2 protein-coding genes are annotated in these 1,751 nt (G+C 25.9%); both read left to right on the plus strand.

Features of this window, described 5'->3' with window-relative positions:
* Window positions 1-315, plus strand: a 315-nt coding sequence (locus tag MPF19_RS18915; protein ID WP_249989833.1) for a T9SS type A sorting domain-containing protein, incomplete at its 5' end; no start/stop codon positions are given.
* A 1,012-nt stretch (window positions 316-1,327) separates the two neighbouring features.
* Window positions 1,328-1,751: GEVED domain-containing protein (locus tag MPF19_RS18920; RefSeq protein ID WP_249989834.1), on the plus strand; the 424-nt coding region annotated here is incomplete at its 3' end.

The following is a 1,751-nucleotide window of genomic DNA, read 5'->3' on the forward strand; positions in this document are numbered from 1 at the left end:
ACGTATACAGATCGTTTTGTACTGGCTTTTAAAGAAGCTACAGTACTTGGTTTAGATGAAGATACCTTAACTGCCGATACCAATATCTATGCAGATAATGAAAACCACCAAATTGTAATTTCTAAAAACAAAGAAATAGAATTTGAAAAAGTAGAAATGTTTAATATACTTGGTAAAAAAGTAAGTCTGTGGAATATAAATGAACAGAAAAGTACTTATCAATTAGACATCAGTAAACAAACAGCAACAGGTGTTTACATTGTAAAAATAAAAACCAATAAAGGTACAATGGATAAGAAAGTTGTAATTGAGTAAAAATATTGGCTTCTTGCTTTAAAAAGCAGGAAGCCACATTATGTATAAACACTTAAATAACCTGAATTAATAACAAGAAATTTTTAGAAAAAATATTTCTTCTTTTATTGTTATCCTTAGTTACATCAACTTACAACGAAACTCCTTTCTATTATTTCCTTTTTATAAAGAAGATTGCTCAATACACCCAAAGACTTTAACACTTACAATAAGTTTAAAAAAGATAATTATCTAATTCTTAACAAAACCGAATACACTTCTAACAAAGTAATAATTATATTTGCATTTTAAAATCTCTATGTATGTTAATACACTTAAAAGACACGAACTTATTTAGAAAAATAATTCCCTTTATATTATATGATTACTTGCTCTTATTGCTTAGATTAATAAAAGTAAAACATTTAGCTCCAATAAAAAACTATTGCTCTATAGCAGAACACAATAAGTTACTTTATTAAATAAAAAAACTTAATATCCACTATAAATACCACTGATTTAAGTTTAATAAATATTTTAATAACGCATTATCTACATTCAAAAGCTTATTTTAATAAAACCTACTATTGGTCGAAATTAACAAATATTACTCATGTGTAGTAGAAGGTATATTGCCCAAAAACGTAACTTAAATTTTAAAAAAAGTAATAGTTCTTAACTAAAAATTAAAATATTACGGTAGTATAAACAAAGTCTAACTTAAATCTTATTTTTTCTAATTTGAGAAAAATGAATTTAAAACAAAACTAATGATTAAATGATTATAAACTATTTGATATGATCCCTTTTTGGGTAGAGGTTAATATTCTACAGACCTCTATTTAAATGAGGTTTATTCACAAAAAAACATCATATAACTACTTACAAATAGATAGCAACAAGAAACGTAGACAAAAGTGACTTTTAAAATACAAGTATGTCTTAACAGCAGTGCCTCACTACAACTAAAATACTCACTATAAAGTCAATACAAAAAAATACATACAATAATTATCCTCCAAAATATCTGAAAATGTTTAACTCACAAAATAATATTCTCTTTATAATAATACTGTTTAGCTGTATTACAACCAATATAAACGCTCAATCTTCATATTGTAGGCCTATAAATTCTGATAATAATGATATAGTTTTTATAAGTAAAGTAAGTTTTGGTGACATTTTTCAAAACTCAGATAATACGGCATCTGTTTACGAATATTACAATACTTTATCCACACATACAGATGTTAATTTAGGGGAAGATTATCCTGCTTCAATTAGCTATAGTGCACAAAATAATAATGCAAGCACATTAAAAGTATGGATAGATTTTAATAAGGATGGTGATTTTTCTGACTATGGAGAAGCTGTGTATACCAACACAGTAAGTGAACCCTTTAGTGAAGACGGGATTCAAAAAAATTTTCAAATAAATATACCTACAACTGCAACTA

This window comes from Polaribacter sp. Z014, from assembly GCF_023555435.1.
GTDB lineage: Bacteria > Bacteroidota > Bacteroidia > Flavobacteriales > Flavobacteriaceae > Polaribacter.